This window comes from Shewanella sp. A22, from assembly GCF_053850585.1.
Map to the genome: position 1 here is coordinate 1 of NZ_JBSQBN010000119.1, position 14,256 is coordinate 14,256.

The 14,256-nt window shown below is 40.0% G+C and carries 11 protein-coding genes; 8 read left to right on the forward strand and 3 right to left on the reverse strand.

Features of this window, described 5'->3' with window-relative positions; translation table 11 throughout:
* Nucleotides 1–210: 210 nt before the first annotated feature.
* The gene (locus ACWXWT_RS16890) at nucleotides 211–1,680 is read right to left on the reverse strand and encodes a peptide MFS transporter (protein WP_456042738.1); all 1,470 of its coding nucleotides are present in this window, start codon (nucleotides 1,678–1,680) and stop codon (nucleotides 211–213) included.
* 521 nt (nucleotides 1,681–2,201) lie between these two features.
* Here ACWXWT_RS16890 and ACWXWT_RS16895 point away from each other — a divergent pair.
* The 5 genes from ACWXWT_RS16895 to ACWXWT_RS16915 all read left to right on the forward strand — a co-directional run bounded on the left by ACWXWT_RS16895 (nucleotide 2,202) and on the right by ACWXWT_RS16915 (nucleotide 5,979).
* Nucleotides 2,202–2,849 (forward strand): OmpA family protein, encoded by a 648-nt coding sequence (locus ACWXWT_RS16895; protein WP_456042739.1) that lies wholly within the window; start codon nucleotides 2,202–2,204, stop codon nucleotides 2,847–2,849.
* A gap of 24 nt (nucleotides 2,850–2,873) precedes the next feature.
* Nucleotides 2,874–3,707: a mechanosensitive ion channel family protein gene (locus ACWXWT_RS16900; protein WP_456042740.1), complete on the forward strand. Its 834-nt coding sequence runs from the start codon at nucleotides 2,874–2,876 to the stop codon at nucleotides 3,705–3,707.
* 67 nt (nucleotides 3,708–3,774) lie between these two features.
* On the forward strand, nucleotides 3,775–4,368 hold the full coding sequence (gene tpx / locus ACWXWT_RS16905; protein ID WP_456042741.1) for a thiol peroxidase: 594 nt from the start codon (nucleotides 3,775–3,777) through the stop codon (nucleotides 4,366–4,368).
* A gap of 30 nt (nucleotides 4,369–4,398) precedes the next feature.
* On the forward strand, nucleotides 4,399–5,409 hold the full coding sequence (ltaE, locus tag ACWXWT_RS16910; RefSeq protein WP_456042742.1) for a low-specificity L-threonine aldolase: 1,011 nt from the start codon (nucleotides 4,399–4,401) through the stop codon (nucleotides 5,407–5,409).
* A gap of 201 nt (nucleotides 5,410–5,610) precedes the next feature.
* Nucleotides 5,611–5,979: an acyl-CoA thioesterase gene (locus ACWXWT_RS16915; protein WP_456042743.1), complete on the forward strand. Its 369-nt coding sequence runs from the start codon at nucleotides 5,611–5,613 to the stop codon at nucleotides 5,977–5,979.
* A 118-nt stretch (nucleotides 5,980–6,097) separates the two neighbouring features.
* On the opposite strand, the gene ACWXWT_RS16920 is transcribed toward ACWXWT_RS16915, so the two are convergent.
* Both ACWXWT_RS16920 and yiaY read right to left on the reverse strand, forming a co-directional pair.
* The gene (locus ACWXWT_RS16920; RefSeq protein WP_456042744.1) at nucleotides 6,098–6,463 is read right to left on the reverse strand and encodes a cytoplasmic protein; all 366 of its coding nucleotides are present in this window, start codon (nucleotides 6,461–6,463) and stop codon (nucleotides 6,098–6,100) included.
* A gap of 302 nt (nucleotides 6,464–6,765) precedes the next feature.
* Entirely contained in the window at nucleotides 6,766–7,914 is a 1,149-nt protein-coding gene (gene yiaY / locus ACWXWT_RS16925; protein WP_456042745.1) for an L-threonine dehydrogenase, read from the reverse strand.
* Between the two features lie 389 nt (nucleotides 7,915–8,303).
* On the opposite strand from yiaY, the gene ACWXWT_RS16930 reads away from it, so the two are divergent.
* The 3 genes from ACWXWT_RS16930 to ACWXWT_RS16940 all read left to right on the forward strand — a co-directional run bounded on the left by ACWXWT_RS16930 (nucleotide 8,304) and on the right by ACWXWT_RS16940 (nucleotide 13,875).
* Nucleotides 8,304–11,375, forward strand: a complete 3,072-nt coding sequence (locus ACWXWT_RS16930; RefSeq protein ID WP_456042746.1) for an EAL domain-containing protein — start codon at nucleotides 8,304–8,306, stop codon at nucleotides 11,373–11,375.
* 137 nt (nucleotides 11,376–11,512) lie between these two features.
* Complete coding sequence (locus ACWXWT_RS16935; RefSeq protein ID WP_456042747.1) at nucleotides 11,513–12,784, forward strand: DEAD/DEAH box helicase; 1,272 nt, start codon at nucleotides 11,513–11,515, stop codon at nucleotides 12,782–12,784.
* Complete coding sequence (locus ACWXWT_RS16940) at nucleotides 12,781–13,875, forward strand: CobW family GTP-binding protein (protein ID WP_456042748.1); 1,095 nt, start codon at nucleotides 12,781–12,783, stop codon at nucleotides 13,873–13,875. Before ACWXWT_RS16935 ends, ACWXWT_RS16940 begins: the two co-directional genes overlap by 4 nt.
* Nucleotides 13,876–14,256: the final 381 nt, after the last annotated feature.

Below are 14,256 nucleotides of genomic sequence, written 5' to 3' on the forward strand. Positions count from 1 at the left end.
TCAGGTATTCCACTTCTGTGTTACATCGATTTAAAAGGGAACAACCATTTCTACATCAATGTGCCTTGAATTGAAAAACCTGAGAGACTCTGAACTGACCAGATATTTAATGAGATTGGTATTACTTCATTTTAAAAATACAGCAAATAAAAATCCCCTCACAAGTAAACTTGGAGGGGATTTTTTGTGTAGCCGTTACCTCAAAATGAATTAACGTTTAATGGCTTCGTGATCGGCTGTTACTGCAATTTCTTCTTCTAATATTTGTTCTTCAGTGTCAAGTTTGCTTTCTGCACCATGCATCCAATCAACAAGCTTGTTAGACATAAAATATAAAATGATTGCAGAAATTACGGCTGTTATTGCAATGCCTGCAAAAATGGCCATTGCATTAGCAAGTTGTTCTTCTACTTCGCCACCATGACCGATGAGTGAACCAACAACACCACCAATCTTGTTTGCTGCAGCGATAAATAGGAACCATGCACCCATCATTAATGATGCGATACGCAGTGGAGCCAATTTGGTCACCATAGACAAACCAATAGGTGATAAACATAATTCACCCATGGTATGGAAGAAGTAAGCTCCAACTAACCACCACATGCTTGATTTAACTGAAGCATCGCCGCCCATTTCCAGTACTGCACCAATCATAAATAAGAAACCGATAGCGAGGAAAACTAACCCTAAAGCAAATTTTACGGGTGAGTTAGGCTCATTCTTACCTAAGCGGATCCAAATGGAGGCAATTACTGGCGCAAACAACACAATGAACATTGCATTGAGTGATTGGAACCAAGTGGTAGGGACTTCCCAAGAGCCAATCGTACGGTCTGTAAAGTCGTTAGTAAATAGGTTCATTAAGCCGCCAGCTTGTTCGAAGCCAGCCCAAAATATGATGGTGAATAATCCCATTACCATAATGACTTTAATGCGGTCACGTTCAATTTTTGTTAATGGTTCTTTACGCGTTTCGCCTTTAGCTTCATTCTTGCTTTGCTCTAATTTAGCCGCAGCAACCGTACCGATGTCACCTAATAGTCTTTGAGCAAAAAAGTATTGGATAATCAGCGAGAGAATCATACCTATACCGGCGCAAATAAAGCCTGCTTGGAAGTTACCATCATAAGCTGCAACAACAGAGCCTACAATAATACCTGACAAGAAAGCACCTACGTTAATACCCATATAGAAAATGGTGAATGCACCATCACGACGATGATCACCTTCTTTGTAAAGATCACCCACCATAGTTGAAATATTGGGTTTGAATAGACCGTTACCTAAAATAAGCGTTCCTAACCCAAGATAAAACATTTCTACTTCCATTCCCGGCACCCACGCATGAGGTGTACCTAAAAGGAATTGGCCTGCAGCCATTAAAAAACCACCAATATAAATGGCTTTACGTTGGCCTAAGTAGGTATCGGCTAACCATCCACCGATGAGCGGGGTAAGGTAAACAAGACCTGTAAATGTACCGTATAAAGAGATGGCGTCAGCTTGTGTCCAACCTAATCCATGCCCACCTTCAGTTTGCACTTTATCAACAAGATAAAGTACTAAAATTGCGCGCATGGCGTAATAGCTGAAGCGTTCCCATAATTCCGTTGTAAAAAGTAAGAACAGCCCTTTAGGGTGTCCAAACAGTGTTCCTTGAGGTTTTGCGTCACTCATTAAGTCTTCCACCTTAAGCTTGTGATTGCCTGTGAGAAAATATCGCCACAGAAATAGTTGTTTGCAAGAGTTGTCTATGACTGCTTACCCAACGAACACCTGACATATTCGCTGTTAGCAGCAGTACTGAGCAACTTTATTGTTTATTTTTTATAATAAATAATGTCATTTTGATGCCATATATTTACTCAACATCAAAAAGCTAACCTTATATACCCTTTTCAAGGCTGCAAAGTCAATGTTAATGCGGGGAACAGAGAGATGAAGCTTGTTATAAATTGTGTCCAAGTCAGTCGATATTTTTGTTGTGTTAATTTTTTGTGAGCTTTTTGTTGGCTGATAAATCAGAACCTGCTAATGTTTTTTTGCCTGATGCCGATACCTAAATCACGCGTATATGACACTTTAGTGAAAGTTTTTTCGCAAGGTATTGATTATAAAGTGTTGTCTTTTAATTTAAACCATAAACAGTTAAAATACGACTCATTAACAAATTTCGATGTCATGTCGAAGAGGTATTTATGACTATCATTCGAACAGTGGCATTGGCGTTGATTGGGTGTTTTATCTTTACTGCTCATGCTTGGGTTGATACGGACTTTGACGGTGTGCCAGATAAAAAAGACGCGTGTAATGATACTCCTGCAAACAGTGTTGTGATGGCTAATGGTTGCATTGATACTGAAATATTAATTGTTGATGAAGATGCCGAAGATGATGGTGAATTTGATGACGCAGAAGTCGGCGCGACTATCACCAATAATGCCGCGCTTATTGCTGAACAATGTCGGCAACAACGAGATATTTCTGTGGCGGTAGATTGTTTTGGCTCTATTCTTCAACCTGTGTATTTTGACTTCGACAAGTCAGAGGTGCTGTTAACTCAGCGACCTACGTTGGTGAGAGTACAGCAATATATTGAACAACATCCTCAAGTTGTCATCCGCTTAGAGGGACATACTGATAATATTGGTAGCGATGCTGTTAACAGCGCATTGTCGTTAAAACGCGCCGCCACCATTAAACACTTGCTGGTAAATGACTACCAGTTTAAAGCCTTTTCAATTGACATTATTGGGATGGGCAGTAAAAAGCCGGTAGCAGATAATGCCACCGTAGAAGGCCGTCAGCGTAATCGACGTGTAGAATTTATTATATCGGCAGAATAATACTGCTATTTAAGGGAGAAAAAAATGGAACACCTAGAAGGTTTAGACAGCTTAATGGAGCAAGCACCTGAGTTTTTTATGACTTATGGGCTTAAAGCCATCGCAGCAATTGTTATTTTTCTTATCGGTAAATATTTTTCCGGTGTCGCAAAACGTTTAACCACTAAATTACTCACTAACCGTAAAGTTGATGCAACCGTTGTATCATTTGTAGCGAACTTAGCTTGGGCATTGGTCTTTGTATTTACGATTGTTGCTACTCTGGGACAAGTTGGTGTACAAACTGCGTCACTGGTAGCTGTTATTGGTGCTGCGGGTTTAGCGGTAGGTTTAGCATTACAAGGTTCTCTTTCTAACTTTGCATCAGGTGTGTTGATGGTTCTTTTCCGTCCATGTCGTGTAGGTGATTTTGTTGAAGCTGCTGGTGTTGCTGGTGTTGTAGATGAGATTACTATTTTCTCTACTCGTCTTCGTACTGGTGATAATAAAGTGATTATTGCACCTAACTCTGCAATTATGAATGGTACCATCACTAACTATTCGGCATTAGAAAAGCGTCGTATCGATTTAGTTATTGGTGTGTCTTATACCGCGGATATAGCAACAACGAAGAAAGTGTTAGCTGATATTCTAGATAACAACCAGTTTGTATTAAAAGATCCAGCTTATACTATCGGTTTAGCTGAGCTAGCAGATTGCTCAATTAACTTTGTGGTTCGCCCATGGGTGAAAACCCCAGATTATTGGACTGCGCGTTTTGAATTACTTGAGCAAATTAAGAATGCATTAGATGCTGCCAATATTGAAATTCCATTCCCACAAATGGATTTACATGTGAAAGAAGTTCCAGCAAAATAATATTGCATGTCACTTGATACTTTAAAAAGCCAGCGTTTGCTGGTTTTTTTATAAAAGGAGTTTTTTTATGAAGCTATTTTCTACCTTTGCAACTACGACATTATTATCTTTTTTACTGGTGAGTATAACGAGCGTTGCTGGTGAGAAAACCATGATTACCATGGGTGGACACCCTATAGCGTTAGAAGGGAAAATGCCCAGTTTAAATCAGGTTGCACCATTATTTACGGTAGTCGATGAGAAGTTTAACTCTGTAAGTTTAAGTGATTTTAAAGGTAAGACAGTACTGATCAGTGCCGTACCGAGTTTAGATACAGGTGTGTGTGCATTACAGACAAAGCGGTTTAATAAAGCGTTCTCTAAGTTTGATACCGATGTGGTGATGTTGACTATTAGTGAGGATTTACCGTTTGCGCAAAAACGTTTTTGCCAAACCGAAAGTGTCGATAAAATTAAAGTGTTGTCAGATTCTGTATGGCGTGATTTTGGCAAAAAGTATGGTCTGTTAATTAAAGATCGTGGTTTGTTAGCGCGTTCAATTTTTATTATTGATACCCAAGGGGTATTGAAATATCAAGAATTAGTTACTGAAGTCAGTAACCATCCAAACTATGATTCTGCGTTAGCGGCATTGACAGAAATATCTGCCGCGGCTAAATAGTCGTTGTGGAATGAGGATATAAAGCGAAGCATGATTGATTTTCGAAGTGATACGGTTACCCAGCCGACAGAAGCAATGCGTGTAGCAATGTCTAGAGCAGAGGTTGGGGATGATGTTTATGGTGATGACCCCACGGTAAACAGTTTACAAGATATGGCAGCTGACATGTTTGGCTTTGATGCGGCTTTGTTTGTGAGCTCGGGTACTCAAGCTAACCTGTTGGCACTTATGTCTCATTGCGAGCGGGGTGACGAATATCTTTGCGGTCAACAAGCGCATAACTATAAGTTCGAAGGTGGCGGAGCCGCAGTACTAGGCAGTGTTCAACCTCAGCCACTGAATAATCAAGCTGATGGGAGTATTTTACTGAGTGATATTGATGCAGCAATTAAACCCGATGATGTGCATTTTGCGCAAACTCGTTTATTGAGTTTAGAAAACACTATTGGTGGTAAGGTGTTAAGCCAAGATTATTTGGCTCAAGCACAAAGTTTAGCATTTAACCGGGGCCTTAAAATCCATTTGGACGGTGCTCGTGTTGCTAATGCTGCGGTTGCACAGGGCATTGCCATTGCTGATGTTACTCAATACTTTGATTCTGTATCGATATGCTTGTCAAAAGGGTTGTGTGCACCAATAGGTTCGATTTTGCTAGGAGATGAGCGACTTATAGCAAAAGCCATTCGTTGGCGAAAAATGCTTGGTGGCGGTATGCGGCAAGTCGGTATTATCGCGGCTGCGGCTAAGTTAGCAATAACTGACCAGGTCGACCGCTTAGCGGATGATCATGATAATGCTAAGACTTTGGCTCGGTTGCTGGCGGAAATGGCTGAATTTACAGTAGATGTAAACGCTGTGCAGACCAATATGGTATTCGCGACTTTAGCGGAGCATATCAATCCAAAAGAATTGTCAGTTGCGCTGGCTAATAAAGGTGTCATGATTAGTCCCAATAGGCAGTTGCGATTGGTCACCCATAACGATATTAGTGCAAATGATATCAACATTTTTGTAAATACATTGAAGCAACTTCTTCGTTAGTTTTTGCTAAACGAGGTTAAGTGCTTGTCATTTTTGGTGCATTGATGCATTTATTTTGAGCACTGTACATAATTGGATAGTACGTGATTTATTTTATCTATATGATTTTTAATAATTAAATTAATTGGCTCGATCGTTGCTACTTATTATGAGGTATGCGTCTGTTGACGCAAAATTAATGAGTTAGATAATGAGGTCATCATGAAATATTTCTCGCGTCATATCGTCATGCCAATTCACCTTAACAGCAGTAAAAGTTTATGTTGTGGCCAATTATTAAATTGGGTGAATGAAGAAGCCAGTATTTTTGCCAGTTGCCAAATGCGCAGTCAATTCCATATTGCGAAAGTCATATCTGAAATTAATTTTATGGCGCCAGCACACACAGGTGACATTATTGAATTTGGATTTGAGCTAGTGAGCTTAGGCCAAAGTTCTGTCACGGTACGCTGTAAAATACGTAATAAAGTGAATCATGCACCGATTGCTTTCGTCGATAAGATGGTATTTGTCAATATAAACGAAAATGGTTTACCGATCCCGCATGGGATGCGTGCTAATGCTGCTTAATGCCACCATATTGCAGGCAAAGGATATGTGTCTTAGCTGCTGCCATCTGGACTGGCAAAACGAAAAAATAAGGAGCTATAAAAGCTCCTTAATATTAAATGAAAATATACTCGGTATATTATTCGACTTTAGATATACGTTCTTGATAGTCATCGATTAAATGCTCCATAATTTTATTTGGAGAAGCATCTTGGCAGCAGTTGTCTAAAAAGATTTTAAAGGTGACAAGCGCATGGCCATCATGCTTAAGGCGGCTACTTTGCATGGCAAAATAAGCTTCTTCATTATCGGCTTTTCGGACTACAAAATCTTCTAATTCGAATGATTTAGTGCCAGAGAGGTTATGCCATTTGGTGATACGGTCGAGTGCAATTTCACAAGATTGGTTTACTTCGATATGGTTGAGCCATGTTGCAGGTTGTTCTTTTTCTTTGTAATGCGGGCATCGAACGGTGTAATTGTATATATGAGTAATTGCTGTCATTGCTTACCTACCTATTCGCTATCTAAGTGTTTTCACTATAGACCTTATTTTTTATATTGGTCAATCCTTATTTTAAGAACTTAGACCTAAGCATCACTTTTTACTAAATTTAAAATAAGCTATTGTCATTGCAGGTTTTTTACATTAAAAGCTGTTCAAAAAAAGTCCTAAATAGAATACAACATTAGGCAGCTCTCTAAAACAAGTTCCCTTTAATCGGTCGGCTTATTGTAAGTCAATACAATAGGCTGACGGGACAACGAACTGTTTGATAAACGTTTATTGTCCCGAGCTGAGTTTGGTTATAAAGCGTTAGTGAAAATTTGACATATTTCTTGGTGCGTTGCTTGTTTTGGATTTGTAAAACCACAAGCATCTTTAAGTGCGTTGTCTGCTAAGGTTGGAATGTCTTCTGCTTTAACACCTAATAGGCTTAAGTTTTCTGGGATATTAACGGCTTTAGATAATTGCTTAATCGATTCTATTGCCGCAGTTGCGCCTTCATCATCTGACATTGCTGCTGTATCGACGCCCATTGCTTTCGCTACATCAGCAAGGCGTGTTGGCACAACTTGGGCATTATATGTTTGTACATGGGGCAGCAATAATGCATTGCATACACCATGGGGTAAATCATAGAAGCCACCAAGCTGATGAGCCATGGCATGCACATATCCAAGACTGGCATTATTAAATGCCATACCGGCTAAAAATTGTGCATAAGCCATATTTTCCCTTGCTTGTATATTATCTCCTTGCTTAACCGCATTGATTAAATTGGCTTGAATGAGTTCAATAGCTTTGATTGCGCAAGCATCTGTGATCGGATTTGCAGCGATAGATACATAAGCTTCAATTGCGTGTGTGAGTGCATCCATACCTGTTGCCGCGGTGAGAGATGCAGGCTTTTCAAGCATGAGCTCCGGATCGTTAACCGACAATATTGGCGTTGTATTTTTATCGACAATGGCCATTTTAATGTGCCTTGCTTCATCGGTGATAATACAAAAACGCGTCATTTCACTTGCTGTACCAGCTGTAGTGTTAATTGCGATTAACGGCATTTGTGGTTTAGTTGATACGTCCACACCTTCATAATCTTTAATATGACCACCGTTAGTGGCGACAAGTGCAATACCTTTTGCACAGTCGTGCGGTGAACCACCACCTAAAGAAATAATCACGTCACATTGATTGTTTTTTAATAGCTCAAGACCTGTAGCAACATTGCCGGTTGTTGGATTAGGTTGTACGCCATCAAAAATGACGACGTTAATCTTGTTGGCATTTAGTTTATCTGCCACTTTTTGAACCAGGCCAATGCTGACTAATGGTTTGTCGGTGACAATTAATGCCTTGGTAAAGCCAAATGCAACAATATCTTTAATTGCTTCATCTACGCTGCCCTGACCAAGAATGTTGACGCTTGGAATAAAAAATTTAGTCGCCATGTTGATACCCTCTATATGAAATTAAAATTTTCTCTGTAGTAAACGTACATATATTCCGGTTGATATTATGTGACTTGGCGCGGGTTAATGTTGAATAAGTTACAAAAATTAGGTGATTTTATTACAAACGCAACATTTTCAACGTAACTGTGATCTGGCTTAACATTGGTTAAACAATGGCTTGTTGGAGCTGTTTATGGGCGTAGTTTGAGATGTGCTGTATGGTTCAAAATGTATTTGCTGGATCTCTAATGAATATTCTGATCTTTATATATAGGAGGGCTTACGGTATAAATATAAGACATGGTGTGAGTTTGCTTCAACTACACTAAATAGAGACGGCTAGGATGCTACTGTGCTTGTTAGGGATTAATAAGGGAAATGTATAGATGTTTAGTCTAAATGTTTTTTTCTCAATCTTAGAAAATGCAGCGTTGTTACTCGCGTTGATTTATCTATATTCACTCTACCCACTGCATCACCGCAAGGGGCACTCTGTTTTTTGGCAATTTTTTATGGGTGCACTTATCGGCATTGTTGGTGTCGTTATTATGATCGATCCTCTGGTGGCTCAACAAGACGTGTTGTTTGATGCAAGCTCGGTTGTGCTTTGTTTGAGTGGATTATTTTTTGGTGTCATTCCAACTGTTCTCGCATCGATCATGATGGTGCTTTATCAATATTATTTGGGTGGCGTTGTCGTATGGATTGGAATATTTATTCTGAGCAGCAGTGCACTATTTGGCTTGGTTTGGCGTCAGTTTCGGCAGCATGAATTAGATCATATTAGTTATCGTGAGTTTTTCTTTTTGGGTTTTATTATGCACGCCATGCTATTGCAATGGTTATTCTTATTACCCTATGAACAAGCCATACAAGCCATTAGCATTGTGTTATTTCCGGCATTGTTGGTGTTGCCGTTATTGACCATGTTAACGGGTCACTTGCTTGTTAAAGTGGTGTTTAGGGACCGCAATATACAAGTTAAGTTACAAGAGGATTTTCTTTTTAAAAGCCAGTTTGATATTGGTAATATTGGGATTTCAATTACCACAAAAAATAAATACTGGTTGAAAGTTAATCCTTATTTATGTCGGATGTTTGGTTACACAGAAAAAGAGTTGAAATCATTAACATGGCCAGAATTAACCCATCCAGATGACTTGAATAAAGATTTATTGTTGTTTAATAAAATGCTCAAAGGTGAGCTTGATGAATACGAAACGGATAAGCGTTTTATCGCTAAAGATGGGGCCATTGTATACACCCATATGACAGTAGCATGCCGTCGCCATGTTCAGGACAATACTTTTCTTGTGATTGCCGGCTTTTTAGATATCACCCAACAGAAACAATCTCAACAAGCCTTATTGCACAGTAAAGAGCAACTTGAACTGGTTCTTGATAGCAGTGAGCTAGGTGTATGGGATTGGGATGTTATTGGCAATCGTATTAGTACTAATCAATATAGCGCCGATATCTTAGGTTGTTCAATGGAAGAGCTTAATCAGCACCCAGAACGATGGATTCAAGCGATACGGTTTAAGGATAAGTTTAAAGTTCTGCGAAGTATTAATGAGATTAGCAAAGGACGATGTATTAGCCAACGAGTTGAATATCAGTTAACCAATTTGCAAGGTGGCAGTCGTTGGGTTTTGCAAACAGGGAAAGTCGTCGATGTTGATGATAAAGGTAATCCACTTAGGGTGTGCGGTACTCATAGTGATATTACTGACATTAAGCAAGTTGAAGATTCATTAAATATTGCCACATCCGTATATCAAAACTCCAGTGAAGCCATGAGCGTGTTCACCGCTAAAGGGATCCTTATAGATTCCAATCCGGCTTTTTCTTGTATCACAGGATACAGTAAAGAAGAGATTCAAGGTCGGCATTTAGATCTATTTGAAACTGATTTACAGCCTAAACACTTTTATGATCAGCTCAGAGAGCAACTTAACAAAGTAGGGCATTGGCATGGCGAAGTGTGGATGCAACGCAAAGATGGTGAAAACTACCTGATTTTATTAACCATTAATTCCATTATTCAAACCCACTCACAAACCGCGCAATTTGTTGCGCTTTTTTCTGATATTACCGAGAAAAAGCAAACTGAAGAATTGATATGGCGTCAGGCAAATTATGATGCACTTACTGGGCTACCCAATCGTAGGATGCTATTAACATTTTTAAATCAGGAGGTATTACATTCCGACCGGCAACACAGTCATTTTGCCTTGATGTTTTTAGACTTGGATTTTTTTAAAGAGATTAATGACACCCTTGGTCATGATATGGGTGATGCGTTGTTACTCGAAACAGCTGAACGCCTCAAGCAGTGCATACGAGAAACCGATGTGGTTGCCCGCCTCGGGGGGGATGAATTTACAATTGTATTGACCAGTCTTGAAAATGCCAATGGTGTCGATCGCGTGGCGCAACAAATACTTAAACGTTTGGCTGAACCTTATCAATTGGGCGATAAAACGGCTTATATAAGTGGCAGTATTGGCATTACCTTATTTCCTGATGATGCAAAAACCACAGAGGCATTATTAAAGAATGCAGATCAAGCGATGTATTCGGCCAAAACTCATGGGCGTAATAGGTTTAATTATTTTACCCCTGCGATGCAAGATCATTCTCAAAAGCGAATTATGTTGATTCAAGATCTTAAAGTGGCAATTATTCAGCAACAATTTGAGCTGTATTATCAACCTATTGTGGATGTAAATACTCGGCAGGTTTTCAAAGCCGAAGCCCTGATCCGCTGGAAGCATCCAACGATGGGATTAATTTCGCCTGCTGACTTTATTTCTATCGCTGAAGATACAGGCATGATAATTGATATTGGTAATTGGGTATTCTATCAAGCTTGTGAGCAAGCCGCCCAATGGAAGACACAGTTTAATAGCGATGTTCAAATTAGTATTAATAAATCATCGGTAGAATTTCGAGATGAGTCGACTGCGATTGATGATTGGCTTAAGCACATGGCGCGCTTAGCGTTACCAACTAAAAGTATTTGCATTGAAGTGACAGAAAAATTATTACTCAATGCAGAGTGCAACATTGAAGAAAAATTATTGGCTTTCCGCAATGCGGGTATGCAAATGTCGCTCGATGATTTTGGTACAGGTTACTCATCGTTGCGACATTTAAAGAAGTTCAATGTTAATTATCTTAAAATAGATCAATGCTTTGTGAATAATTTGACGGCGGGTAGCAATGATCTGTGTTTATGCGAAGCGATGATTGTGATGGCGCATAAACTTGGGATGAAAGTGGTTGCTGAAGGAGTAGAAACTGAAAAACAACGTAGCTTACTCGCGTTTGCTGGTTGTGATTACGCCCAAGGATACCTTTTTTCACATGCCTTAACCCGCGCTGATTTTGAGCAACAGTACTTAATGTCAACGCAGCACACAAAACGAGTTTCAAATAGCCCTTTACTGCGCTAGTGATGATTCAGTGTTTTCGCCGTGGCATGTTAAGAGTGTCGTGTTTATGGGGAGCGATGAACGTGCACGTTTACGTGGTTAATCCTCTGGGGATTAGTATACAATAGCAGGCTATTTCATTGTTTATTGAGTCTGTTATGTCATTTACGTCGCTAGGATTACCGCCACTACTGTTAAATGCGGTTAATCAATCTGGGTATCATACTGCTACTCCGGTCCAACAAGCGGTTATCCCACTAGCGTTAACCGGTCGAGATATATTAGCCAGTGCCGAAACCGGGACAGGCAAAACGGCTGCTTTTGCTTTACCTTTACTCAGCCATTTAATGGCGCAAGCGCATCTTGCGTTATCGCCATCACATCGGTTACGTGCATTAATTATGACGCCAACTCGTGAGTTAGCGATTCAAATTGAGCAGAATTTAGTTAAATATAGCCAATTTATTAGTGTCACTAGCTTAGCGGTTTATGGCGGTGCAAGTATCAACCCGCAGCGTAAAGCATTAGAACAAGGCGTGGATGTTTTGGTGGCCACGCCAGGCCGGTTATTTGACATTATTGGTCAGCATGAATTGGATTTATCATCGATAACCCATTTAGTGATTGATGAAGCAGACCGTATGCTTGACCTTGGTTTTGTTAAAGATATTGAAAAAGTGAAACGTTTAATTGCCAGGCAACATCAAACCATGATGTTTTCCGCTACTTATTCAGAAGATGTTAAAACGCTTGCGGCTAAGATGCTCGATGGGCCTGAATTTGTCCATGTAGAAACGCAAACCACCGCTGCAAATGTTACTCAGCAAGTGTACAAAGTGGATACTCGACGTAAAGCCGAGTTGCTATCCGAATTAATTGGTAAACATAATTGGCAGCAAGTGATGGTATTTACCAGTCGTAAAGAAACGGCGGATCACTTATATCGAGAGTTAACCCTCGATGGCATTAAATCATCGGTGTTTCATGGTGATAAAAGTCAAGGCGCTCGAAATCGTGCGTTAGAAGAGTTTAAAGCTGGTCAGTTACGTGTGTTAATTGCCACAGATTTAGCTGCCCGCGGATTAGATATTCAAGCCTTACCACGAGTGATTAACTTTGAATTACCAGAAGAGTGTGAAGACTATGTCCATCGCGTAGGCCGGACTGGGCGTGCAGGGTTAGCCGGTGAGGCAATTTCATTAGTCAGCCCGCAAGAACTAGAATTGTTAGGTGCGATTGAGCAACTTATTGGACAAACGTTACCCATGTTAGTGCCTACAGGATATGACGAAGGCGCGCCATTGCCAGCCAGATACCGAGATGTCGCCACAGAAAAACCTAAAAAAACCTTTAAACATAAACGGGGAAAACCATCGCAAACCGATGTAAAACCTACCCGAAAAGGCAAATACGCTAAAGCAAAGAAATGATCACTCAACCGATAAAAACCAATATTATTACGGGCTTTTTGGGGGTGGGTAAAACCACGCTCATTAAGCAATTGTTGGCCAATAAACCGCAAAATGAAGTTTGGGCGGTATTGGTGAATGAGTTTGGCGAAATTGGTATTGATGGTGGTTTACTAAATGCGACTCGCTCGGCATCATCATCGCCTAACGTTGTGATTAAAGAAGTGCCTGGTGGTTGCTTGTGTTGCGCGGCAGGAGTCCCAACACAGGTCGCCATTAATCAACTTATTCAACAAGCAAAACCAGATAGATTACTTATTGAGCCTACGGGGCTCGGTCATCCAGTTGAAATCACTAAAATATTGCAAGCACCACATTTCCAGCAAGTTATTAAATTACAAACCTGTTTATGTTTGGTTGATGCCCGTAAAGTGAGTGATAGCCGTTATCATAACCATGAGACTTTTATACAACAATTACAAATTGCCGATACCGTTATTGCCAATAAAGCACAGTTTTACACCGTACAAGATACGCAGCAGTTAACCATGTATATGGCTCAATTACAGCGAGCTGATACGCCAGTGGTGACCTGTGCTGATGTTTTGACTCAGACAGCGCAAATACAACACATACTCGATTTATTGGATCAGCCAACGGCTCGTGCTCGGCGCCCGTTATTTACACCCTCTAAGCCTACAAGCTTACTCAATAGTACGGCTAATCAATGGTTTATCCCCTCGGCTTCATCCTCTTCTGATAATGACCATATTCAACAACAGCTTGCTGAGCAAGGTTACATTTACAAAACTAATCAAGGTGAAGGTTGTTACAGTTATGGTTGGATAATTGCCAGTCAATATTGTTTTAGTTTTGAGAAATTTATGGCGTGGGTAGAATTTGTAAAAACCTTAAATGTGCTTAGATTAAAAGCGATAGTGATTACCTCTGATGGCATTTTGAGTGTCAATATGGTTGATGATAAATTGACCTTAGACGAGCTAGACGAGGTACTTGATTCGCGAATTGAGCTTATTAGCCAAGCAACACTTGATGACAAACGCCTTCAACAGCAGTTGTTAGAGTGCGCAACCCAGCAGTTAAAGGGATAAAAAGTCCTTTGCCTTTCTATTTCTTTGTTGTATCACGTTATAAGTGAATAAGCGGTATTTCAACAATGCCTCAAACTGAAAGCCTTGAGTGTGATTGTGATTGATCACATAACGGTATAAATCTCTTATACCAATCCTTATTAGAATATGATCTATTTTAGGCTGCGGTCACTAGAACCAGTTCAATGAAAATGACTGTAGGTGTAGTCTCCCACATCAAAGTCATTTGATGTGGGAGGTAGAGCAACGCAGGAGCAGTCGTATTTTGAAAGCATCTAACGAAGCATAAAGGACTTTGAAACCCGCCAGAATGGAGTCTCTCAGGTATTCCACTTCTGTGTTACATCGATTTAAAAGGGAACAACCATTTCTACATCAATG